This window comes from Rhizobium sp. YJ-22, assembly GCF_029601685.1.
GTDB lineage: Bacteria > Pseudomonadota > Alphaproteobacteria > Rhizobiales > Rhizobiaceae > Metarhizobium.
In genome coordinates this window covers 575362-594996 of the sequence record NZ_JARRIR010000001.1, presented here as the reverse complement: position 1 = coordinate 594996, position 19635 = coordinate 575362, and the positions used below count along the sequence as shown (strand labels likewise).

At 65.4% G+C, this 19635-nt stretch carries 19 protein-coding genes; 8 read left to right on the top strand and 11 right to left on the bottom strand.

Annotated elements, in window-relative coordinates:
* Window positions 1-185: 185 nt before the first annotated feature.
* Window positions 186-974, top strand: coding sequence for a transporter substrate-binding domain-containing protein (locus P7F60_RS02825; RefSeq protein WP_277916177.1), 789 nt, complete (start codon window positions 186-188; stop codon window positions 972-974).
* 44 nt (window positions 975-1018) lie between these two features.
* On the opposite strand, the gene P7F60_RS02820 is transcribed toward P7F60_RS02825, so the two are convergent.
* The 5 genes from P7F60_RS02820 to P7F60_RS02800 all read right to left on the bottom strand — a co-directional run bounded on the left by P7F60_RS02820 (window position 1019) and on the right by P7F60_RS02800 (window position 4565).
* Window positions 1019-1429: a tellurite resistance TerB family protein gene (locus tag P7F60_RS02820; protein WP_277916176.1), complete on the bottom strand. Its 411-nt coding sequence runs from the start codon at window positions 1427-1429 to the stop codon at window positions 1019-1021.
* 145 nt (window positions 1430-1574) lie between these two features.
* Window positions 1575-2345: a thermonuclease family protein gene (locus tag P7F60_RS02815; protein ID WP_277916175.1), complete on the bottom strand. Its 771-nt coding sequence runs from the start codon at window positions 2343-2345 to the stop codon at window positions 1575-1577.
* Between the two features lie 56 nt (window positions 2346-2401).
* Window positions 2402-3067 (bottom strand): helix-turn-helix transcriptional regulator, encoded by a 666-nt coding sequence (locus tag P7F60_RS02810; protein WP_277916174.1) that lies wholly within the window; start codon window positions 3065-3067, stop codon window positions 2402-2404.
* A 168-nt stretch (window positions 3068-3235) separates the two neighbouring features.
* On the bottom strand, window positions 3236-3883 hold the full coding sequence (locus P7F60_RS02805) for a response regulator transcription factor (protein ID WP_277916173.1): 648 nt from the start codon (window positions 3881-3883) through the stop codon (window positions 3236-3238).
* A 55-nt stretch (window positions 3884-3938) separates the two neighbouring features.
* Window positions 3939-4565 (bottom strand): hypothetical protein, encoded by a 627-nt coding sequence (locus P7F60_RS02800; protein WP_277916520.1) that lies wholly within the window; start codon window positions 4563-4565, stop codon window positions 3939-3941.
* On the opposite strand from P7F60_RS02800, the gene P7F60_RS02795 reads away from it, so the two are divergent.
* Both P7F60_RS02795 and P7F60_RS02790 read left to right on the top strand, forming a co-directional pair.
* Entirely contained in the window at window positions 4458-4805 is a 348-nt protein-coding gene (locus tag P7F60_RS02795) for a DUF952 domain-containing protein (protein WP_277916172.1), read from the top strand. The two genes, P7F60_RS02800 and P7F60_RS02795, sit on opposite strands and share 108 nt — an antisense overlap.
* The gene (locus P7F60_RS02790; protein WP_277916171.1) at window positions 4802-5890 is read left to right on the top strand and encodes a quinone-dependent dihydroorotate dehydrogenase; all 1089 of its coding nucleotides are present in this window, start codon (window positions 4802-4804) and stop codon (window positions 5888-5890) included. Before P7F60_RS02795 ends, P7F60_RS02790 begins: the two co-directional genes overlap by 4 nt.
* Here P7F60_RS02790 and P7F60_RS02785 read toward each other — a convergent pair.
* From P7F60_RS02785 to P7F60_RS02775, 3 genes are read right to left on the bottom strand one after another with little or no spacing between them, the layout of a single operon-like run.
* Entirely contained in the window at window positions 5866-7212 is a 1347-nt protein-coding gene (locus P7F60_RS02785; protein WP_277916170.1) for an MATE family efflux transporter, read from the bottom strand. The two genes, P7F60_RS02790 and P7F60_RS02785, sit on opposite strands and share 25 nt — an antisense overlap.
* Window positions 7213-7248: 36 nt before the next feature.
* Window positions 7249-7734 carry a CAP domain-containing protein gene (locus P7F60_RS02780; protein ID WP_277916169.1) on the bottom strand — a complete coding sequence of 162 codons (486 nt, stop codon included), beginning with the start codon at window positions 7732-7734 and terminating at the stop codon, window positions 7249-7251.
* 2 nt (window positions 7735-7736) lie between these two features.
* Window positions 7737-8003: a DUF6460 domain-containing protein gene (locus P7F60_RS02775; RefSeq protein ID WP_277916168.1), complete on the bottom strand. Its 267-nt coding sequence runs from the start codon at window positions 8001-8003 to the stop codon at window positions 7737-7739.
* Between the two features lie 126 nt (window positions 8004-8129).
* Between P7F60_RS02775 and P7F60_RS02770 the strand changes: the two genes are divergently transcribed.
* The 5 genes from P7F60_RS02770 (at window position 8130) to P7F60_RS02750 (ending at window position 13856) form a co-directional block, all read left to right on the top strand.
* Window positions 8130-9059, top strand: coding sequence for a methyltransferase domain-containing protein (locus P7F60_RS02770; RefSeq protein ID WP_277916167.1), 930 nt, complete (start codon window positions 8130-8132; stop codon window positions 9057-9059).
* A 216-nt stretch (window positions 9060-9275) separates the two neighbouring features.
* Entirely contained in the window at window positions 9276-9911 is a 636-nt protein-coding gene (locus P7F60_RS02765) for a YitT family protein (protein WP_277916166.1), read from the top strand.
* A 98-nt stretch (window positions 9912-10009) separates the two neighbouring features.
* Window positions 10010-12520, top strand: a complete 2511-nt coding sequence (locus P7F60_RS02760; protein ID WP_277916165.1) for a ligase-associated DNA damage response DEXH box helicase — start codon at window positions 10010-10012, stop codon at window positions 12518-12520.
* 25 nt (window positions 12521-12545) lie between these two features.
* Window positions 12546-13271 carry a ligase-associated DNA damage response endonuclease PdeM gene (pdeM, locus tag P7F60_RS02755; protein WP_277916498.1) on the top strand — a complete coding sequence of 242 codons (726 nt, stop codon included), beginning with the start codon at window positions 12546-12548 and terminating at the stop codon, window positions 13269-13271.
* Window positions 13272-13394: 123 nt separating this feature from the next.
* Window positions 13395-13856, top strand: coding sequence for a cupin domain-containing protein (locus P7F60_RS02750; RefSeq protein WP_277916164.1), 462 nt, complete (start codon window positions 13395-13397; stop codon window positions 13854-13856).
* Between the two features lie 39 nt (window positions 13857-13895).
* On the opposite strand, the gene P7F60_RS02745 is transcribed toward P7F60_RS02750, so the two are convergent.
* The 3 genes from P7F60_RS02745 to P7F60_RS02735 form a co-directional block, all read right to left on the bottom strand.
* Complete coding sequence (locus tag P7F60_RS02745; RefSeq protein ID WP_277916163.1) at window positions 13896-14696, bottom strand: TIGR02186 family protein; 801 nt, start codon at window positions 14694-14696, stop codon at window positions 13896-13898.
* On the bottom strand, window positions 14696-15619 hold the full coding sequence (locus P7F60_RS02740) for a sulfite exporter TauE/SafE family protein (RefSeq protein ID WP_277916162.1): 924 nt from the start codon (window positions 15617-15619) through the stop codon (window positions 14696-14698). The genes P7F60_RS02745 and P7F60_RS02740 overlap by 1 nt, the downstream gene beginning before the upstream one ends.
* A gap of 249 nt (window positions 15620-15868) precedes the next feature.
* Window positions 15869-19615, bottom strand: coding sequence for a peptidoglycan-binding protein (locus P7F60_RS02735; protein WP_277916161.1), 3747 nt, complete (start codon window positions 19613-19615; stop codon window positions 15869-15871).
* Between the last annotated feature and the right edge of the window lie 20 nt (window positions 19616-19635).

The following is a 19635-nucleotide window of genomic DNA, read 5'->3' as shown; positions in this document are numbered from 1 at the left end:
CGTTGCCGGGCCATCCGCTGATGGCTTTGGTCAACGGTTGCGCGTGTTGTCGTCAACTCCTTGTGCGAGGTGGTGACAACGACATCTGGAGTTGGATCATAATGGCGACGCCGCGTCTCGCACCCCTAAAATTTTGGGGTAAATGCACTTTTCTCGTGTTTTTTTTGGTTCTGTCTCTCCCGAATATGGCGAGAACCGAGCCGACGCATACGGTGCCGCTGCTGTTCGACGCGCGCGATCGCCTGCCGGGGGCCGATCTGTCGGCGCTCACCCGCCTGCGTTTCGTCACCACGGTCGATTTTCCGCCATTCAATTTCATGGACCAGACGGGCAGGCTTGCCGGCTTCCAGGTCGACCTTGCGCGGTTGATCTGTGCCGAGTTGAAGGTTGCCGACAAGTGCCAGATCCAGGCCATGCCGTTCGGTGAAATCGAGGCGGCGTTGGACAGCGGACAGGTGGACGCGGCCATCGCCGGCCATGCGGCGACGGCGGCGTTGCGCGCGCGCTTTGGTTTTTCGCGGCCATTCCTGGCGCTGCCGGCGCGCTTTGCCGTGAACCGCAAGGCGATGCCGGCGGGCGAAACGGCGGCGGCGCTCGCCGGCCGCAAGGTCGGCGTGCTGGCCGCGACGACGCATGAGGAAATGCTGAAGGCCTATTTTCCCGGGATCGTGCCGGTCACTTTCGAAACCCGGGCGGCACTTCTGGAGGCATTGAAGGCGGGATCGGTCGAGGCCGTCTTCACGGACGGCGTGCAACTGATCTTCTGGACGGCCAGCCCCGCCGCCGAATCATGCTGCAGCCTGTTCGATGGTCCGTATTTCTCCGAGACCTATCTCGGCGAGGGGCTATCGGTGATGCTGCGCAAGCAGGACAAGGATCTGACAGCGGCGATCGACCATGCGCTGCTGATGCTGTCGCGCAATGGACGGCTGCAGGAAATCTATCTGCGTTATTTTCCGAATGGATTGTATTGAGTTTCAGAGCATAATCCGACCGGAGCGAAACGAGGATCGACACTCTAAAGCGGCCGGTAGCGCGCCTCGGCGGAGCGCTCGATGGCGGCTGCGGTCAGCTTGTCTAGCGCCAGGCGGTCGCGCAGCAATTGCAGGAGGCGCAGTTCCTCGGCCACCACCCGGCGATCTGCGGCGACGATCTCGACGGCCAGCGCATAAGCCGTGTCGCGCAGGCGCGGCGGCAGCGTGTCGCGGATGATTTCGAGCGCGATGTCGAGACCCTCATTGCCGGAGACCAGCGCGGTGCAATCCTGCGCCACGGCGATCAGCCGCTCGGGATCGAACCCGTCGAACACCGGCAGATGCTGCACGATCTCGCCGATGCGCGCCAGTTCGCCGTCGCTCATCGTCCGGTCGACGGCCGAGGCCATCACCATGGCATAGATCAGGGCTTCATGGGGTGTCAGCGCGGTCATGCGGGTGTCTCCGGTTCGTTCGAGCGTTTCCAGGAAAGTGCATCGCGGTTTTCCGTCCGGAAATGCTACTGGCAGATCGCGCCGTAGATAGAGAGTGGCGGAAGGCGGCGCAAGGGCGCTGCCGCGGCCCGCGAGACGAGAGGCGTCATGGCGCCCCGGCGGCGGTGCTGCGGCGCGGGTCGTCGCCGAACAGGCCCTCGCCGGCCTTGCGCGCCTCCTCCTGCAGCTTTTCGTAGCCCGAGCCGGGGGCGGCCTCCGCCCAGCCATTGCCGACCAGCCAGGCGCCGATATCGATGTCTCCGAGCTTGCATGTGGCGGTGCTGCCGTCCGCCCAGTCCTTGCCCTTGAGGTCGCAGGCGATGGTGCGGTTGCGCAGGAACTGGCGCTGGGCGGTGGCGGCGAGCGCACCGCACGGCCAGTCTTGGCCGGCCGTGTCCCTGCAGGTGCGGGCGGGATCGGTGGCGACGAGGCCCGCAAAGGCAAGCTTGCGCCCGCCGGCGGTGACGAGGCCGGCTTGGACCGTGACCGGGCGCGGCAGCAGGGCCGGCTTGGGCGGAGCCGGCGGCGGCGTGGGCTGTTGCTTCGGCGCGATGCGCTCCAGCGGCTGGGTGTTGTCGGCAAGAGGATTGTCGAAACCGTCGGCCGCGGCCGGGCGCACGGGCCTGTTTTCCTCCATCAAAGGCGAGGTCTCGGAAGGGGCTACGGGCGGCGGCGCACTTTCCGCCTCCGCCATGCCCTGCGACAGGATCGCCTCCGCCTCGGCGCTTTCCGCCGACATGGCGGCGAGGTCGTCGCCGCTGACGGCGGTTCCGGCCTGCTCGCCCCGGGCGCGCACATGTGCGCCGCCGGCCATCAGCAGTCCGCTCCACAGGGCGATGCCGGCAAGCGCGAGGGCGGGAAGAATGGGATGAGCCACTGAAAATAATCCTATGGCATTTCCACCCTGTCTGCGGTCGGGAAATGCGGTGAATATTACTGGCTGGCCCAGATGATCCGGGCGATCCAGTCCAGATCCGCCATCTCGAAGCTGCGGTTGGGATGATCGGGATTGAGCGACATGAGCTCGATGGCGCGCGGCGTCTGGCGCATCAGCACCTTTGCCATGACCTCTCCTTCGTTGGTGCGCACCACCACGCGGTCGCCGCGGCGAACCTGCGCGCCGGGCTCGACGATCAGGATATCGCCATCGCGATAAAGCGGCAACATGCTGTCGCCCTGCACTTCGAGCGCATAGACACCGGCCTTGCGATCCGGCGAGGCGGGAAACTCCACGACATCCCAGCCCTGGCCGGCGGGAAAGCCGCCATCGTCGAAAAAGCCGCCGGCGCCCGCCTGCGCGAAGCCGAGCAGCGGAATATTGCCGGTTTGTGGTGGAAAAAGCCCGTCCGGCAGGCCCCGCTCGGGCATGGCCGGCTGCATGTAGCTCATGAACTGGTCGAGCGACGCGCCCGTCGCCTCCAGCACCTTGGCGATCGATTCGGTGGACGGCCAGCGCAGCCGCCCGTCGGTGCTGAGGCGCTTGGACTTGTTGAAGGAGGTGGGGTCGAGCCCCGCCCGGCGCGCCAGCCCCGACGGCGTCAACTGATGCCGCTCGGCCAGCGTGTCGATCGCGCCCCATATCGTGTCGTGTGAAAGCATGGTTCAGGGTTCCCGGCGATCAGGGCGTCGTTGCTTTGCATCTCCGGACGGAAAACCGGCGCCCGTTTTTCCTGGACATGCGTCAGGCGATTTCGTCCGCAATCACGGCCCTACATTAACCAAGCCGGGCGGCTGAGTAAAGGGATAAAGGAATAAAATCCTGTCCGTTCACGCAGGCGTGGCGGCGTTGATCTTGCCGAGCTGGATCACCGCCTGGGTGCGGCTGTCGACATTGAGCTTGAGCAGGATGGCCGAGACATGCGCCTTGATCGTCGCCTCGGAGACGCCGAGTTCATAGGCGATCTGCTTGTTGAGCAGGCCTTCGGCGAGCATGCCGAGCACGCGGCTCTGCTGCGGCGTCAGGGTGCGCAGCCTGGCGATGACGTCGGCAACCTCCGGGTCCGGCTCGTAGCCGCCCTTGAAACTGGGCGGCGTGGCGATATCGCCCGAGAGTACGGTGCGGATCGCCTGGCGGATCTCGTCGATGCCGGCGGATTTGGAGATGAAGCCGGAGGCGCCGAGTTCGAGGGCGCGGCGGACGGTGACGGCGTCGTCGGTGGCCGAAACGATGACGATCGGCAGATGCGGGAATTCCGAGCGCAGCGCCATCAGCCCGGAAAAGCCGCTGACGCCGGGCATGGCGAGGTCGAGCAGCATCAGGTCTGCTTCTCCTTTTTCCGCCGCCGTGCGATGCGCGGCATCGAAATCGCCGGCTTCGAGGATCTCCAGCGTCTCCTCCAGCCCGTTCACGGCCTGACGCAGCGCGCCGCGGAACAACGGGTGGTCGTCGGCGATGATGATCGTCAGGCTGTGCATGGTCGAAACTCCCTCCCAAGAGCTTCCCGGTGCGTTCTTCACCGCTTGATGCGGGTCACGTCTTGTTCGGATAGGCGTCGTTCTTGGGGTGTTCTTGCGACCACTCCTGCGCCAAACCCATGAACCGGCGCATCATTTGTTCCATGATCGAGAGGCTGCGGTCAATCTCCGCTTGGTCCGGCAGGGCCGACTTTTGCGGGATTTGGCTATCTTTCAACGCCTTTTCCAGCGCGGCGATGCGGTTTTCCAGCGCCTTGACCTCCTCCGGCTTGACGCCGCGCATGGCTGCGGCGCCATCGCAGGTGAGTAGGTCGCCCTCGTCGCGGCACAATGTCATCGCTCCGGTCTGGGTGTCGAGCCGCACGATGCCGCTGGGTGTCGGGGCGATCTGGTAGCGGCCGGGCGCATCTTGCGCGGATGCGGCAAACGGCAGGGCGGCAAGCGCCAGACTCCATAAAATCTGCTTCATGCTGTCCTCCATGATGCGTGAGGTTACGAAAACTTGCGGCTTAACCCGTGGACAAACGCGTCGGCTTTCGGCAAATGCCTTTAGCTTGGAAGGAGGGCCTGCCTCATGACCCATGTCGTCTACAAGATCGTCCCGGAAAACCTGTGGAATGAAGCGCGAAAAACTGGCGTTTTTCAAGGCGCGCCGGTGGATCTGGCCGATGGTTTCATCCATTTTTCGACCGCCGCGCAGATGCGCGACACCGCGCGGCTGCATTTTGCCGGTATCTCCGGTCTGCTGCTGGTGGCGATCGATGGCGAGAAACTGGGCGAAGCGCTGAAATTCGAGGCCTCGCGCGGCGGCGCTCTCTTCCCGCATCTTTATGGCAACCTGCCGCTCTCCGCCGTGATCTCGCAAACGCCGCTGCCGCTCGGGGCCGATGGCCTGCATGTCTTCCCGGAGGATGCCGGATGATCGATGCCTTTTCGCTGATCGGCAAGCGTGGCCTGTTCCTGTTCGATCCCGAAACCGCCCACGGCCTGTCTATCGCGGCGCTGAAATCCGGCTTGCTGCCCGCTTGCCGCCTCGCGCCCGATCCGCGCCTCGCCCAGACGGTCGCGGGCTTGAGCTTTCCCAATCCGCTCGGCATGGCCGCCGGCTTCGACAAGAATGCCGAAGTGCCCGAAGCGCTGCTGAGACTCGGTTTCGGCTTCACCGAAGTCGGTACGATCACGCCGAAGCCGCAAGCCGGCAATCCCAAGCCGCGTATCTTCCGGCTGGAGGCCGACAAGGCGGTCATCAACCGCCTCGGCTTCAACAATGAGGGCCATGCGGCGGCCCTTGCCCGGCTGAAGGCGTTGAAAACCGGCGGCATCGTCGGCGTCAATATCGGCGCCAACAAGGACAGCGCCGACCGTATCGGCGATTATGCCGAGGGCATACGCACCTTCTACGGCGTGGCGCGCTATTTCACCGCCAATATTTCCTCGCCCAACACGCCCGGCCTGCGCGACCTGCAGGCCCGCGCTTCGCTTGCCGAACTGCTCTCCGCAGTGCTGGCGGCGCGGGCGGACGAGGCGCAAAAGAGCGGCCGGCGCGTGCCCGTCTTCCTCAAGATCGCCCCGGACCTGACGCCCGAAGGCATGGACGATATCGCGGCGGAAGCGCTGGCCCATGATCTTGACGGCTTGATCGTCTCCAACACGACGTTGTCGCGCGAGGGGCTGAAGGATCGCGCCCAGGCGGGCGAGGCCGGCGGTCTTTCCGGTGCGCCGCTGTTCGAGAAATCGACGTCGGTGCTCGCCGGCATGCGCAAGCGCGTCGGGCCTGCCTTGCCGATCATCGGCGTCGGCGGCATTTCCTCGGCGGAAACGGCGCTGGAAAAAATCCGCGCCGGGGCCGATCTGGTGCAACTCTATTCCTGCATGGTCTATGAGGGGCCGGGGCTGGCCGGCCGCATCATTCGCGGCCTGTCGCAACTCCTTGATCGCGAGCGCGTCGCCTCGATCCGCGAGGTGCGCGACAGCCGCACGGATTACTGGGCGGCGCTGAACGCCTGATCGGCCTTGGCCGGCAGGCGCAGCGCCAGCAGCACGCCGCGCAGCAGCAGGAAGACGTTCATCGCCGCCCAGAGGCCGTGATTGCCGAAGACCGGCACGAATACCGCCAGCGCCGCCAGATAGAAGGCGAAGGAGAGCAGCATGCGGTTACGCATCTCGTTCGACCAGGTGGCGCCGATGAAGACGCCGTCCATCAGAAAGGCGAGCGCGCCGGTGAGGCTGGTCAGCGCCGCCCAGGGCAGGAAGGTCTCGGCCGCTGCACGCACCTCCGGCGCCGTCGTCAGAAGCGCGATCAGCGCCGGCCCGGCAATCAGGAAGAAGGCGCTGGCAAGGGCGGCGAGCGCGAAGGACCAGATGATCGTCAGCTTAACGCCACGCTGGAAGGCCGGGCGATAGCGCGCGCCGATGGCGCGGCCGGTCAGTTGCTCGGCGGCATTGGCGAGCCCGTCGAGGAAGTAGCCCGATAACAGGAAAAAATTCATCAGCACCGCATTGGCCGCCAGCGTCACCGCCCCGAAACCGGTGCCGATGCGGGTCATCAGCGCAAAGGCAATCAAAAGCACGAAGCTGCGGATAAGGATATCGCGATTGAGCGCAAACAGCGCCCCGATCGCCTGCCGCGACAGGATTTCCGCCCGCGGCGGCCGGTCCGCCGGCGAAAATCCCCGCATCACGATGGCGAGGCCAACAAGCGCGCCAACCGTTTCGCCGACCATCGTGCCCCAGGCGACACCGGCCACGCCCCAATGCAGGCCGAGGCCGAGCGCGATGGACAGTACGATATTGATGCCGTTGACGATGGTCTGCAGCAGCAGCCCGACACCACCCTGGCCACGCCCGAGCACGAAGCCGAGGATGGCGTAATTGGCGAGCGCCGCCGGGCCGGAAAGAATACGGATCGAGAAATAGGTCGAAGTCGCCTCGGCCACGACCGCATCAGGCCCCATGATCGCCAACCCCGCCTTCAGCAGTAGCGGCGAGAGCGCCAGCACCAGCAAGCCACAACAGAGCGCCGAGAGCAGCGCCCGCCAGAAGATCGCCTGCTGCTCGCGTCCGTCATGCCGACCGAAGGCCTGTGCCGTCAAGCCGGTGGTCGAGGCGCGCAAAAAATTGAAGCTGCCGAAGATCAGGTCGAACAGCATGGCGCCGATGGCCAATCCCGCCAGCGCTTCCGCCACGCCGAGCTGGCCGACGACCGCCGTATCGGTCAGACCCAGCAGCGGCGTCGTTAGGAAACCGAAGGTCATGGGGATGGCGATCGACAGCACCAGCCGGTGCGTGACGTCGAAAGCGAGCCGGTTAGAGCGTATCTGCTGATCCATGCTAGGCGCCTCATATCGTCAGGAGGCGGAATCACCTCAGTTGGACAGCACCATGGCCCAATAGGGCCGATTCCCGGAAGAGGGATCGCGCGCCACGGCGACGCCGAGGCCGCGATAATTCCCAAGCATGTTGGCGAGATGTTTTGGCGAGTTGATCCAGGCCGTCACCGCATCCGCGGTATTCGCCTGCCCGGCGGCGATGTTTTCGGCCGCCGGCAGTTTTACATCATGCGCCTTCATTCGCTTGCCGAAATCGTCGCCGAAGCCGATGAGATGGGACATCTTTCCGTTCGAGGCCATGCGTTTCGCCTGGTGGGCGGCGGCGCGTGCCGCAACCGGATCGAGGCTGAGCGCCGGCAGGCCCCTGGATTTACGCAGTGCATTGACGGCCGGAAGTGCGGCGGCGGTCTCGTCGCCGGCGATCGCCGACGGGCGGTTCAGCGTGCCGCAGCCGGCAAGGGTCGCGAGAAGACCAAGGCCTGCGCCAAGCGCGAGGCGGCGGGAAAGAGGCGGATGGGGCATGGTCAGCGGCGATAGCTCAGGAGGCGCAGGAGGATGAAGGCGGGAATGACGATGGTGGCGCCGAGCAGCAGATAATCCCCGACGCGGCCGAGCGCGGCAAAGCCGGTATGCCAGAGATCGAGCAGGAAATAACGGAGGCTGTCGACGAGATCGAGCGGGCGCAGGCCGAAGACGTTCATGATGAAGCCGACGATCAGCGACACCACGACGAGCTTGACGAGCGTGCGCGCCGGCGAGTCTCCCAAAAGCCTGTTCATCTGTTCGGACATGTCTTCTCCTGTCGGCGGTCTCGCCCGTTCTCTTCGCCTCTGAAATAGGACTTGAGTTTTTTTGTGTCCACCGTCACAAGCGCATCTTATCCTCGAAAATCAGCTTGCGCCCCCGGAGCGCCCCCGATGTCGACCCACGCCTTGTCCTCCGGCGACCTGACCGCCGACCGCCGTGCCGATTATGCCCGCATGCTGGGCGAGGGCGGCGATCCCGGAGCTGCGGCCGAACTGATGGAGCAGGCGCTGGACCTGGTTCCCTGCTGGGCCGCCGGCTGGTTTCGCCTCGGCGAGTACCGGCAGAAGGCCGGGCTGGCGGGCGCGGCGGATGCCTATCGCCGGGCGCTGGAATGCGATGCGCAGGATATTTTCGGGGCGGGGCTGAAACTGGCGCTGCTGGGCGAAGCCAAAATTCCGAGCCAGCCGTCGAGCCGTTATGTCGAGCGCCTGTTCGACGATTATGCCGATCGTTTCGAAACGGCGCTGGTCGAACGGCTCGATTATGTCGTGCCGCAAGCCCTGGCCGCGATGATCGCCGCCACCGGACGGCAGTTTCGCCTCGGCGTCGATCTCGGCTGTGGCACCGGCCTTCTCGGGCCGGAGATCCGCGATCGCGTTACGCGGCTGGAGGGCTTCGACCTGTCGCGCAACATGCTCGCCAAGGCGGCGGAAAAGCAGGTCTACGATCATCTGGCCCAGGCCGACCTGTCTCTGGCCCCGGAGGGGTCCGGCCTGTTCGAGGGTGCCGCCATGCACCGCGCCGACCTGATCACCGCCGCCGACGTGTTGATGTATCTCGGCGATCTCGAAAACGCGTTCGTGCTGATTGCGGCACTGGCCGCTCCCGATGCCATCCTCGCCTTCTCGGTGGAGGACAGCGGCGAGCCGGATAGCTTCGTCCTGCGCGATTCTATGCGGTATGCCCATGGCGAGGCTTATGTCGCGGCGCTGTGCGCCATCCATGGCTTCGCCGTTGCCGCAACGCAAAAAACCGCCATTCGCAAAGATGGCGGCAAAGCCATCATGGGCATTCTGTTCGTTGCCGCGCGGACGACATGAACGCAGCTTTCTTGCGAAATGAAAATGGGTCAGCAGTCCTGACGTATTTCGCTTGCAAGCGGCCGAGAAATACCCCAGATTTCAGCCACTTCACGATGGCGCCGGGCGAAGGAAATCCGATGCGTCGTGACATCCTGTCATCGCAATTTCGGTTTTCGGCAAGAAGCACCCGTTTCGGGGCGAAGCGTTGCCGCGTGCTTTCTGGAGACGGCTTTCATGGCGCACATCATTTCGGCTCTCGGGGTGTGGAACACCAGCGCTACGAAGCATACGGCGCTCGAGGATGTGCAGGGTATTGCCTGCGGCAGCGTCATCGCCGCGCTCGGCCTCTATTGCCTCGCCAGCGCCGGCCTGTTGACCGGCAGCACCGCCGGCATTGCCTTCCTGCTGCATTATGCCTTCGGCCTGAATTTCGGCCTCGCCTTCTTCCTGCTCAATCTGCCTTTCTTCTATCTCTCGTGGAAGCGGCTCGGCATCGGCTTCACGCTCAAAACCTTTGCCGCCATCGGCCTGACCTCCGTTCTCACCGACATGCAGTCGCGCTTCATCCATATCGACAGCATCCATCCCGCCTGGGCGGCGCTGATCGGCGGCTTATTGCTCGGCTTCGGCCTGCTGGCGCTCTATCGCCACCGCGCCAGCCTCGGCGGCGTCGGCATTCTCGGCATCTACATGCAGGAACGCTTCGGCATCCGTGCCGGTCTCGTCCAACTCGTCATCGACCTCGGCGTGCTGGCCGCCGCCTTTTTCATTACCGCCCCTTCGGTCGTCTTCTACTCCGTCCTTGGCGCCGTCGCCCTCAACTTGTTCGTCACCGTCAACCATCGCGCTGACCGCTACATCGCGATGTAAGCATCTTTTTGCGCAATTCCGGACGCAAACCGTTGCACACTTTTGCTGGAATGGCTTGAGCCCTTCAATTCCCTTCGAATCGAACTACATTCGCAGCCGTGGATCAGAACGGCGCCGATAGTCTTGCGAACCTGCCTGCCCCCTTTCAGCGCTGGTTCGCCGAGAAGGGATGGCGGCCGCGTGCGCATCAGATGGAACTGTTGCGTCGGGCTGAGGCGGGGGAGAGCACGCTGCTGATCGCCCCGACCGGTGCGGGCAAGACGCTGGCTGGTTTCTTACCGGCGCTCACGGATCTGACCCGGCGCGGCAAGCCCAAACCCGGAACCGGGTTTCGTGGCGTGCATACGCTCTACGTCTCCCCGCTCAAGGCGCTGGCCGTCGATATCGAGCGCAACCTGATGAAGCCGGTGGCCGAGATGGGCCTGCCGCTGACCATCGAAAACCGCACCGGCGACACGCCCGCCTCCAAGCGCCAACGGCAAAAGCTCAATCCGCCGGATATCCTGCTGACCACGCCCGAACAGGTGGCGCTGCTGCTGGCCAACAAGGAGTCCGAGCGCTTTTTCAAGGATCTGCGCTACATCGTCCTCGACGAGTTGCATTCGCTCGTCACCTCCAAGCGCGGCCATATGCTTTCGCTGGGTCTCGCACGGCTGCGCCGGCTGGCGCCGAAGCTGCAGACCATCGGCCTCTCCGCCACCGTCGCCGAGCCGATGGACCTGCAGAAATGGCTGGTGGCGCAGAAAGAGGGCGAGCCACGCCATTCCGGGCTGGTGACGGTCGAGGGTGGGGCGAAGCCCGATATCTCGATCCTGAAAACCGAGGAGCGCATTCCCTGGGCCGGTCATTCGGCCAAATACGCCATTCCCGACGTCTACGATCTCCTGAAAGATCACCAGACGACGCTGCTCTTCGTCAACACTCGCAGCCAGGCGGAGATGCTGTTCCAGGAATTGTGGACCATCAACGACGACAATCTGCCGATTGCCCTGCATCACGGTTCACTCGACGTTTCCCAGCGCCGTAAGGTCGAGGCGGCGATGGCGGAAAACCGGCTGCGGGCCGTGGTCGCCACCTCCACCCTCGATCTCGGCATCGACTGGGGCGATGTCGATCTCGTCGTCCATGTCGGCGCGCCCAAGGGGGCCAGCCGGCTGGCGCAGCGCATCGGCCGCGCCAATCACCGCATGGACGAGCCGTCCAAGGCCGTGCTGGTGCCGGCCAACCGGTTCGAGGTGATGGAATGCCAGGCCGCACTCGACGCCAATTATATCGGCGCGCAGGACACGCCGCCGGTGGGGGCAGGGGCGCTCGATGTGCTCGCCCAGCATGTGCTCGGCATGGCTTGCGCCGAACCCTTCGACATGCTGGAGCTTTATGACGAGGTGGTCGGCGCCTCGCCCTACGCGGATTTGAGTTGGGAAACGTTTGAGCGCATCGTCGATTTCGTCGCCACCGGCGGCTATGCCCTGCGCGCCTATGAGCGCTACGCCCGCATCCGCAAGACCAAGGAAGGGCGCTGGCGCGTCTCCAATCCGCAGGTGGCGCAGCAATATCGCCTGAACCTTGGCACCATCGTCGAAAGCCCGATGCTGAACCTGCGCATGGTCAAGCGCGGCGAGAAGGGGCGCATCGGCCGTGGCGGCGCGACGCTCGGCAAGGTCGAGGAATATTTTCTCGAACAGCTTTCGCCTGGCGATACCTTTGCCTTCGCCGGCAAGGTGCTGCGCTTCGAAGGTATCCGCGAGAACGAGGCGCTCGTCAGCCAGGGCTTTTCGCTCGATCCGAAAATCCCGGCCTATGCCGGCGGCAAGTTTCCGCTTTCGACCTATCTCGCCGACCAGGTGCGTTCGATGCTCGCCGATCCCGAGCGCTGGCATCGCCTGCCGGATCAGGTGCGCGACTGGTTGGCGCTTCAGAAGGACAAGTCGATGCTGCCCAAGCGCGACGAACTCCTGATCGAAACCTTTCCGCGCGGAAACCGGGCCTATCTGGTCGCTTATCCCTTCGAAGGGCGGCTGGCGCACCAGACGCTCGGCATGCTCCTGACCCGCCGGCTGGAACGCTTCGGGGCAAAACCCCTCGGCTTCGTCGCGACAGATTATTCACTCGGCATCTGGGGGCTGGAGGATCTGGGGCTGATGATATCAAATGGCCGTTTGAGCCTTGCCGAACTGTTCGACGAGGACATGCTCGGCGACGATCTCGAAGCGTGGCTAGCGGAATCCTTCCTGCTCAAGCGCACCTTCCGCAATTGCGCCGTCATCGCCGGCCTGATCGAGCGCCGCCATCCGGGCAAGGAAAAGACCGGACGGCAGGTGACGGTTTCCGCCGACCTGATCTACGACGTATTGCGCAGCCATGAGCCGGATCACATCCTGCTTCAGGCGACGCGACAGGATGCCGCGACCGGGCTTTTGGATATTTCGCGGCTTGGCGATATGCTGAGGCGAATCAAGGGCCACATCACCCATCGCGCGCTCGACCATATCTCGCCGCTCGCCGTGCCTGTCATGCTGGAGATCGGCAGGGAGTCCGTGCCGGGCGAAGCCCATGATGCCGTGCTGGCCGAGGCCGCGGACGATCTGATCGCCGAGGCGATGGGCTGAAATTCGAAGGACGAATGCAATCGTGATGAGCCGACTGGCGCTGGCGCGCGCCGCAGCAATGACATCCGTACCGGTCTCGGCCGAAACAACCGTCAACGGCGTCGCCGCCGTCTGCGATCCCCTGGGTGGCCTCTATCTGCCGGAGAGCGGAATGCTGGTCGTGTCCGACCTGCATCTTGAAAAGGGCGCGGCCTTCGCGCGGCGCGGCATGATGCTGCCGCCCTACGATACGCTGGCGACGCTGACCGTGCTTTCCGCCGTCATTACCCGCTACGCGCCCAAAATCGTCGTTTCGCTCGGCGACAATTTCCATGACCGCATCGGTTCGCGCGAGATGCCGGAGGAATTCCGCACGCTGCTTGCCAACATGGCGCGCGGGCGCGAATGGGTCTGGATCAACGGCAATCATGACCCGGACGGCATCTTCGACCTGCCCGGCACGTCGGCCGACGAGATGCATTATGGCGGCCTCGTCTTCCGGCATGAGCCGCAGCCGGGCCTGCAGCGCGGCGAGATCGCCGGTCATCTGCATCCGGCCGCCACCGTGCGCCGCCGCGACAAGGCGGTGCGCCGGCCCTGTTTCGCGACCGATGGTTCGCGTCTCTTGATGCCGGCCTTCGGGCTGATGAGCGGCGGGCTCGACCTGCGCCACAAGGCGATGCACGGCCTGTTCGACCGGGCGGCGCTGATCGCCCATCTCATGGGCAAGGACCGCATTTATTCCGTCCGCTTCGGCAATCTCACGGGCTAAACCCGCCTGTTTCCATGGGAACAGAACCAGGCCCGGTTTTCGGGCAAATCTTGTGTCACCGGCGCACCTCCAGCGCCGGGGCGCGGAAAAACCTTCCGCGAAAAATTCATCTGGGACAGGACCATGACACAAATGGCTGACGAATTCTGGCTTCTCGCCTCGCGCATCAAGGTTGCCGTGGCGCAGGACAGCAACACGGACCGCATCTCGGTTCTGGTGCATGACGCCGCCTTCGGCGAGGCCCCGCCCTTGCATATCCATTACGGTGAAGACGAGATTTTCCATGTTCTCGAAGGAGAGCTGGAATTCGAGCTGGACGGCGAGAAGCGGCTGGCGCGGGCCGGCGAGACGCTCTGTGCCCCGCGCGGCGTGCCGCACCGGTTTCGCGTGGTGTCGAAGGCGGGCGCGCGGTTTCTCACGGTGACGCGCGGCGGTTTCGAGGGGCTGGTGCGCGATATCGGCAAGCGGCCGCAAGGCCCCGGCCGCCCGGCGCCTTTTACGCCCGGCCCCGGCGAACAATCGGTGCTCGCCGCCGCCTGCTTCGCCAACGGCATCAACATCATCGGCCCGCCGCTGGCGGCTTGATGTAACCTTTAAGACCCGGGCGGGATGCCGCCCGGGTTTTCAGTTCTTCTTGAAGATCACGCTCGCGCCCCAGCCGGTGACCAGCGCCAGGAAGACGGCGAAGACGCCGTAGAGGAAGGGGCGCTCATGCGCGGCGTCGGTGATCGCCTGTTCGAGGCCGGTCTTGACGACGCGCAGCAGCAATTGCTTGTCCGCCACGAAGACGCCGCTCTTGAACAGATAGGCATGCACGGTATGCACGCCGTTGGGAATATTGGCCGGCAGGCGCAGCGAGGCGCGAAACAGCGACGGGCTGACGAAGCGCACACCGGCGGTATCGCGCGCATAAAGCCCGCTTCCCGTCTTCAGCCGACGATAGGCGTCGCGGAATTCGCCGAGATTGGCGGCATTGCCGACGAAGCCGATGGGGATCAGCGGCAGATGCGCAATGCCGACGCCACGATCGTTCAGCGCCGTATCGACGGCGATCGAATCGACGGCGCGGGTGCTGGAGATCGCATAGGATTCCGGCACATGCTCGAAGGTCATCGAGCGGCGGTTGACCCAGATGCCGAACAGCCGCTCCTTCTTGCGCACCGTCGCGATATCCTTCGGCCCCTCCAGCGCGACGATGACGTCGTACTGGCCGATGGCCATCAACAACTCGTCGGCATAATCGACCGAGCCGAAGACGGTGAGATCGGCGCCGGCGAAATCGGAGGTGATGGCGATCTCGGTGGTCGAGACCCCGATCTGCAGCCGTTCGCGCTGCTCGATGGAATCGCCGAGCATCGGCATCTGCGCCGCCGCCGGCAGGGCGGCGAACAGCAGGGCGAAGAGGGCGGGCAGCAGGCGGCGCATCAATTCATGCCCCCGACAACGACCGAATAGACATCGGCCGGCGTCACCACCAGCGCGATGGCAAGGCGCAGGCCGACCGCCAGCACCAGCAGGCCGAGAAGGGCGCGCAGCTGCTCGCCGCGCAGCTTCTGGCCGACACGCACCCCGTATTGCGCGCCGATGACACCGGCGACCATCAGGATGAAGGCCAGAACGATATCGACGGAATAGTTGGTCGTCGCCTGCACGACGGTCGTATAGGCGGTCACGAAGATGATCTGGAACAGCGAGGTGCCGACGACGACATTGGTCGGCACGCGCAGCAGGTAGATCATCGCCGGCACCATGATGAAGCCGCCGCCGACGCCCATGATCGAGGTGAGGATGCCGATGCCGAAGCCGAGCGCGACGACCGGGATGACGCTGATATAGATCGTCGATTTCTTGAACCGCATCTTGAGCGGCAGGCGATGCACCCAGCTATGCTGGCCGGGTTTTCTCAGCGTCACCGGCTCGTTGCGCCGGGCGCGACGCATGGCGTTGACGCTTTCCATCAGCATCAACCCGCCGACCGTGCCGAGGAAAACGACATACATCAAGGAGATGATCAGGTCGAGCTGGCCGAGGCGGCGCAGCAGCGAGAAGATCCAGATGCCGACCGTGGCGCCCGCCAAGCCCCCGATCAGCAGGATGGTGCCGAGCTTGAGATCGAGCGTGCCACGCCGGAAATGGGTGATGGCGCCGGAGACCGAGGAGGCGACGACCTGGTTGGCGCCGGTGGCGACGGCGACGACGGGAGGGATATTGTAGAAGATCAGCAGCGGCGTGATGAGGAAACCGCCGCCGACGCCGAACATGCCGGACAGGAAGCCGACGGCCGCGCCCATGCCGAGGATGACGAAGATGTTCACCGACAGTTCCGCGATCGGCAGGTAGATCGTCACGGCATGACCTCAACAATAGGACAACGGCCCCGCGGTGTCGGCGCAAGGCGCAAGGATGAACGGCGTTACAGGCCGGGCGACCGAAGCATTTCCAGAGGGAAAACCGGTCCCCACTTTTCCTGGACATGCTTTAGCACGGCGAACCTTCATAATTCCTGAAATCGAGTCCGATTTTGGGAATTGCGACAAGGAAACACAGAAAAGTCCCCGGAGGCGGTCCGGGGACTGGTTTTCAGCCTTTCATGCGGCTTATTTGTTGCGGGCGAGAAGCTCCTTGACGAGCCGGTCGGAGACCTTGCCGTCCGTCTCCATGCCGACCGACTTCTGGAAGGCCTTGATGGCGTTGACCGTCTTCTTGCCCATTTCGCCGTCCGGCGGGCCGGCGTCGAAGCCGTTGTTGTTGAGGATGGCCTGGATGTTGCGCACGGCCTTCTTCATGTCGACCGAGGCGGTCGTATGGGCCTTGCCGACCCAGGCGTCGGGCAGGTCGACCGAATTGGCGTTCTGGTCGAGCGGCTGCGGCTTCCACAGATCCACCTTGGCGCGGGCGCTTTCCAGTTGCTCGGGGCGCATGGCGTTGGCCACTTCGTCGCGCTTCTGGGCGGCGTCCTTGTCACCGTCCTTGGCGGCGATGGCGAACCACTTGTAGGATTCTTCCAGATCCTGCTTCACGCCGTTGCCGCGCGCATAGAGGATGGCGAGGTTGAACTGGCTGTCGGCGACGCCGAGATCGGCGGCCTTGGTGAACCAGCCGACGGCGGTGTCGAAATCCGGCTTGCCTTCGGCGCCGGTCGCCAGCAGCACGGCGAGATTGTGCATGGCGCTGGCATTGCCCTGCGCGGCAGCCGCTTCATAGTAGTGCCGCGCCTTGGCGAGATCGCGCTCGACGCCGGTGCCCTTCTCGAACAGGTTGGCGATGCGATATTGCGCCGGGGCAAACCCCTTGTCGGCGGCCTGGGTGTACCACTTGGCGGCAGCGGCAAGGTCGGACTTGACGCCGCGTCCCTCGGTATAGCGCGCGCCGATCTCGAACAGCGCCAGCGCGTCGCCATTGCGGGCGGCATCGGCCAGCGCCTTGGGCGTGATCGTGTCCGGCACTTCGAGGGCGGCCGGTGCAGTCTCGGCCGGCGCCAGCTTGGCCTCGGCTTGCATGGGGGTGGTCGTTTCGGCCGGAACGGCCGGTGTCTCGGCTGCGGGTGCGACGGCGCCATCCGCGTCGAGTGCGCCATCGGTGGCGGGCTCGACCGGCGGCGTGGCCTGCGTCGGTGCGGCCAGGGCTGCGGCCTGCTTCGGCTCGCTCGTGTCGGCGGCTGCCGGTTCGCTGGCGGCCGGCTCCTTGGCGGCGGGCGCGATACTGGCTTCGACGGCGGCAGGCGCCTTCTTCGGCGCGATGAAATTCTTGGCGAGCGGCAGCGCCATGACGGCGAGCAGGATGGCGCCGACCGCCATCAGGATCGGCCGGCGATGGCGCTTGATCGTCGAGCCCAGCGCCGAGCCGCCCTTGGCGGGCGCGGATTTCTGGGCCTGGTCGATTTCCTGCGCGGCGGCCTGGGCGGCGCGGCGGGCGGCGGCGATGTAGTCGGCGCGGTCGCCGTCGCTGCTGCCTGCCCCGCCGGCGGCCTGGGCGTTCTGCATGGCGCGGACACGCTCGAGAATGCGCTTGATGTCGGGCGCACCGGAGCCGGGCTCCAGCAGCTCGTTGGCCTCGGGGGAGGCGACCATTTCTTCCGGCGCCAGCGGCGGCGTCGGCTCGATGGTGGCGCGCTGGCCGGCCGGTTGTTCGGCCTTGTTGCGGCCGGTGCGGAACTTGCGGCCGAGATTGGCGAACAGGCCGGGCCGGGCCTCTTCCGTCACCGGCGTCTCGACCGGCAAGCGGGCGGTATCTGCTTCGCCTTCCACCGCGTCTAGGGTGGGCGCGTCGAGCATCGGCGCCAGCGGCGGCGCATTGAAGCGGGCGGCGTCGCGGGCCGGTTCGCGCGCGTCGGCCGTCTCGGCATAGGCGTAGGCCTCGGCCTCGAAGGCCTCTTCGGCGAAGACCGGCTGGGTTGCCTTCGGCATTACCGGCTGCGGCCGGCGCTCGTAACGGTCTTCCTCGAAGTGGCGAAATCGGCCATCCATGTCCTCCAGCCGGCCGGCGATCTGCACGAGCGTGTCGTGCAGGGCCTCAAAAGTCTGCTGGGTGCGTTCCTCCGAGCCGCGGCTCAGGTCTTCCAGATGGCGCAGGTCGTCGGCAAGCGCCGCGAGCGCCGAGACATCGGCGACCGGCGCACCGGCGGAGGCGCTGATGCCGCCGCGCGAATAGGCCTCGACCACCGCTTCGGCCGCATGGCGGGCCGCCTCGATGATGTATTCGTCATTGGTCGCCATATAGTCTTCGATGGCCGAGAGACGGCTTTCGAAGACGGCGGGCAGCTCGACGGCATGTTCGGCGCGCGGCTCGCTGATCAGCTGCGACAGATGGGCGATCTGGTCTTCCAGCGCCCGCAGCGCCGAGTGGTCGCCGGCGGGTGCTGCGGTCGTCTCGTCCAGCCGGGCGGCGATGTCGTTGAGCTGGCCTTCGATGCGGCGCATGGCGGCGTCGTCATGCGGGCTAGCGACGGCATGCTGCGGCTGGAATTCGAATTCCTCGATGCGGCGGGCGAGGTAATCCAGCCGTTCGGCCAGCACGTCGTTGACCGAGCCCTGTTCGAGCGCATCGATCTTGCGGGAGATGTCGGCGAGGTAATCGGTCAGTTCCGGCGCGGCCGGGGCTTTCTGCGATCGCTCCATCAGCAGCGAAAGCTGCTCCAGCCGCTCGTCGAGCCGCATGGCGGCTTCCTGATGCGCCATGTCCTCGACGCGGGCGGTCAGCGCCTCGATGCGGGCGCCAAGCTGGGCGGCCGGGTCGGGCCGGTTTATGGTTTCGCGGCCGATGGTATCGATCTGTTCGGCCAGCGCCGACAGACGATTTTCCAGCCGCTGCATGGCGTTATTGTCGGCCGGGGCCGCGGCCCGACTGGTGGCGGCGATGGCGCGGCTGATCTCGTCAAGACGCAGGTCGAGGCCAGCGAACTGCTCGCTGATCCCGTGATCGTTGGCGGGCATACGCTCGCCAAGCGTCTCGACGGCATGGGCGACGCGCATCAGCTTGTCTTCCAGCGCATGGATCGCCGGGCTGTCGCGCATCGAGCCGAGCTGCATCTTGATGTCGTCAAGCCGATAGGCCAGCGACACCAGCTCTTCCTGCAGCGGGCCGGTTTCCAGCGCGTGCAGCTTGTCCTCGACGCCGTTCCAGCGCATGTGCATGTGGCGGATGGAATCCTCGCGGGCAAGCCCGTCCATCATCGCCCGCAATTCCTCGAATTCGGCGCGCAGGCTGTCGGCCTCGCGCTGGGCGGAGGACTGGTGGCCGAGCTGGTCGATGCCGGCGGCAAGCCTTGCGAGATCGTCACGCATGTCGAGCGCGACCGGATGGTTTTCGGCAGACGTGCGGATCGAGCGCATTTCCTCGCGCAGCATGGCCGCCTCGCGGGCGAGGCCTTGCGAAATGTCCTGCTTCAATTCGTGGCGCAGGTTCACCAGCGCCTGCGCGATGTCGTTCATCCCCGGATCGGGCATGGCCGGCGCTGCCACGGGCGCGCGCATGGCGGCATGCGGCTGGGCCTGCGGCGCGCGCGGCGCCGGGCGGGGCTCTTCACGCAGGGCATGACGCGGCGGCTGGGGACGCTGCGGGGCGGGGGCGGGCTGGCGCTCGCGGCCGGCATCGAGCATGCGCTGGCGCTGGCGGATTTCGGCCAGCGGATCGAAGCGCTCGCCCTGGGGCTCGCGTTCACGAAAGCTGTCGCGCCGGGCTGGGCGCTCAGTGGGTTCGGGTTGTGGGCGTGTGCGATAATCGCCGCGCGCCGTCGATCCCATCAGCCCCTCGATGCGTGCCTCCAGGCCCTCGATGGTGCGGCTCAGCGCGTCGAGCGATGATCTGTCACCGGGGCGGGATGGTGTTTGGCGCGATCCGTTCATGCTCTTGCTCGTTTCAGCGT

Coding starts and splice junctions, on each gene's coding strand:
- P7F60_RS02825 (WP_277916177.1), top strand. CDS start 186: ATGGCGAGAACCGAGCCGACGCATACGGTGCCGCTGCTGTTCGACGCG.
- P7F60_RS02820 (WP_277916176.1), bottom strand. CDS start 1,429: ATGACCGCGCTGACACCCCATGAAGCCCTGATCTATGCCATGGTGATG.
- P7F60_RS02810 (WP_277916174.1), bottom strand. CDS start 3,067: ATGCTTTCACACGACACGATATGGGGCGCGATCGACACGCTGGCCGAG.
- P7F60_RS02805 (WP_277916173.1), bottom strand. CDS start 3,883: ATGCACAGCCTGACGATCATCATCGCCGACGACCACCCGTTGTTCCGC.
- P7F60_RS02795 (WP_277916172.1), top strand. CDS start 4,458: ATGACCCATGTCGTCTACAAGATCGTCCCGGAAAACCTGTGGAATGAA.
- P7F60_RS02800 (WP_277916520.1), bottom strand. CDS start 4,565: ATGGATGAAACCATCGGCCAGATCCACCGGCGCGCCTTGAAAAACGCC.
- P7F60_RS02790 (WP_277916171.1), top strand. CDS start 4,802: ATGATCGATGCCTTTTCGCTGATCGGCAAGCGTGGCCTGTTCCTGTTC.
- P7F60_RS02785 (WP_277916170.1), bottom strand. CDS start 7,212: ATGGATCAGCAGATACGCTCTAACCGGCTCGCTTTCGACGTCACGCAC.
- P7F60_RS02780 (WP_277916169.1), bottom strand. CDS start 7,734: ATGCCCCATCCGCCTCTTTCCCGCCGCCTCGCGCTTGGCGCAGGCCTT.
- P7F60_RS02775 (WP_277916168.1), bottom strand. CDS start 8,003: ATGTCCGAACAGATGAACAGGCTTTTGGGAGACTCGCCGGCGCGCACG.
- P7F60_RS02770 (WP_277916167.1), top strand. CDS start 8,130: ATGTCGACCCACGCCTTGTCCTCCGGCGACCTGACCGCCGACCGCCGT.
- P7F60_RS02765 (WP_277916166.1), top strand. CDS start 9,276: ATGGCGCACATCATTTCGGCTCTCGGGGTGTGGAACACCAGCGCTACG.
- pdeM (WP_277916498.1), top strand. CDS start 12,546: ATGAGCCGACTGGCGCTGGCGCGCGCCGCAGCAATGACATCCGTACCG.
- P7F60_RS02750 (WP_277916164.1), top strand. CDS start 13,395: ATGACACAAATGGCTGACGAATTCTGGCTTCTCGCCTCGCGCATCAAG.
- P7F60_RS02745 (WP_277916163.1), bottom strand. CDS start 14,696: ATGCGCCGCCTGCTGCCCGCCCTCTTCGCCCTGCTGTTCGCCGCCCTG.
- P7F60_RS02735 (WP_277916161.1), bottom strand. CDS start 19,615: ATGAACGGATCGCGCCAAACACCATCCCGCCCCGGTGACAGATCATCG.